The sequence below is a fragment of the Gilliamella sp. Pas-s27 genome, from assembly GCF_009795865.1.
In the GTDB taxonomy this organism is placed as follows: Bacteria; Pseudomonadota; Gammaproteobacteria; order Enterobacterales; family Orbaceae; genus Gilliamella.
Genome location: NZ_WTEW01000065.1, coordinates 1 through 2,223, shown reverse-complemented (window position 1 = coordinate 2,223; position 2,223 = coordinate 1). Strand labels below are relative to the sequence as shown.

The following is a 2,223-nucleotide window of genomic DNA, read 5'->3' as shown; positions in this document are numbered from 1 at the left end:
AAAATAGCTAATGAATAATTTTAGGATATATTATGATAAATAACTATATAATTTATTTAGTATTCGGTGTAATTCCTTTTTTTGCTTATGCACAAGAACCCCCTATTCAACAAAACAATAAAAATCCCTGTTTTGAAAAAAGCACAGACACTTTACCATTAAATAAAGCACATAAAAATGTGTCATATAACTTAGCCAATAATGAAAATTGTAAAATTGAGAATTTTGATTTTGGACATTGTGACAAGGAATTTCGCTATTTATCATTACCATCAAAAAATGGTATCGATATGGTATTGGTGCCAATGGATTGTGGTGATTTTCCTTACAGACTTTATTTATTGACAATAAAAGATCATCAAATCCATTCAAAATTATATGTTGAAGGTGAATGGTACGAACCAGGAAATAATGAAAATCTAATTGAAAAAACTTATTTTACTATCTCAAAGGATTTTATCATTACCGTTACAACAGAATATGATAATAATTTAACAATTAAGCATTATTATTTAAATCAAGATGGATATCTTAAAGAAAAAACCAACAATAATTAAATTACATTTTATTTTTATCATTCCTGAATTTAATTACGTCATCAGTCATAGCTGATGAAAAAATCTTCGGATAATTGGCGAATTATTTATGGTTTGTGCTAAATGTTACTTTGCTGAGTGCAGATTCTGAGCCTGTAAATGATGAGGTTTTTTTATACTATCCGTTTTATGCTTAAAAATAAACTATACTGGATAGAATCGAGTAAGGTATTACACCTTAATGGACAAGATGAGCTAATTGCTTTAAACATAAATTGGTTAAAAATTTAGGAAATTAATAACATGTTTGGATTTCATCTTTATATAATTAAAAAAAATATATCGTTAGCAAAAACTATTTGTTTATTATATGTTTTTTTAAATTTTTCATATGTCCATGCAAAAGATATTAATCAAGCTTATTGGGTTTTGGATAAATATATAGAAAATGATGCTCTAATGAACAAAAATGATTATAACTCCGATTATTTGAACAATCTACGAGTTAAACTAATTGATAATATTATTTATATTAATAATAATCAGTATAATGTTAGCGTACATAGGACATCTGATATATCCCAATTACTCACAAAAAATCTAATAGAAAATCCAATTATCAACGAATTTATTTTACCAAGTGGGGATTTAAATTATTTACAATTCGATGATGTTGTAGATGTTGATTTAGCTAAATTATTATTGCCAAAGCATAGATTGATTTTTGGAAAAGAACAGTTGTTATTTATAAATGAATCTTTAGTTGCGTCTTTTTTAAAACCAAAAAACAAGTATTCATTTCAAAAAATAAGTAATAAATTTCCCTCATTAAATTTGCCAATTAATTCTCAGAGAACAGAGGATTTTGTTAAGGATGAGAATTATTATAATTATCCTCAAAATATATCAAGAAGTTTTGCATACTATTTAAAATTATTCGATAACGATAATTTATATGAACAGTTAAATAATTATTTAATTAATTTAAATGGAGTAAAGTTACCCCAAATAAATAATACAATAAATCCAATTTTAATAATTGGCACACAAGAAAACGAAGAGCAAATAGTTTATCTTTATCTTTTATCAGAACAATTTGATTTTTTAGATAAAATTACATTGTCATCTCGCATTGGCATGACAAGGCATAATCCTGCTAAAGGTGATTTGCCAATCGGATTTATTGGTTATAATATAAACAAGAACTACTTTATTGAACGTCGACAACGTTTTGAGGATGAAACCATAGAAGTACAACATTTCCAAGTCACAAAAGAAGGAAAATTTCAAGAGTTACCCGTCACTTCTAATTGCTATATCGACTTTGCCACTAAAGATAAAAACAAACATTCAGCAAAAAGTCTGTTGCTAACGAGTAAACAAGCAAATAACTATTTACGTTTTGATGGTGGAAAATTAGATGAATTTGATAGAGTAACATTAACTTTAAATCCAAATCCAAATGAGGAAAAACTGTGTGTTAATTATCAACAAGCTTATTCAATAAGCTTTGGTAAAGTGGATTCAAAACATTTTTTTGATAATGATGAATTATATCAACAACATGTAGAAAACTTTAAAAGTTATGACATTGATATTAGTAATGAATTAGAATACATCACCATCCATGGTTTTGAGAAAACACCTTTTTCTAAGTTTTTATTAAATGGTAATCAGGCAATTTATA

2 protein-coding genes are annotated in these 2,223 nt (G+C 26.1%); both read left to right on the top strand.

Annotation, left to right across the window (positions count from 1 at the left end; all coding sequences use genetic code 11):
- The first annotated feature begins 32 nt into the window (after positions 1-32).
- The gene (locus GQ589_RS11570) at positions 33-557 is read left to right on the top strand and encodes a hypothetical protein (protein WP_160426371.1); all 525 of its coding nucleotides are present in this window, start codon (positions 33-35) and stop codon (positions 555-557) included.
- 282 nt (positions 558-839) lie between these two features.
- Positions 840-2,223 (top strand): hypothetical protein (locus GQ589_RS11565; protein WP_160426369.1); only part of this gene is annotated, 1,384 nt, incomplete at its 3' end.

What these genes read in the sequence shown, in the direction of transcription:
- GQ589_RS11570 (WP_160426371.1), top strand. Translation starts at nt 33, where the DNA reads ATGATAAATAACTATATAATTTATTTAGTATTCGGTGTAATTCCTTTT.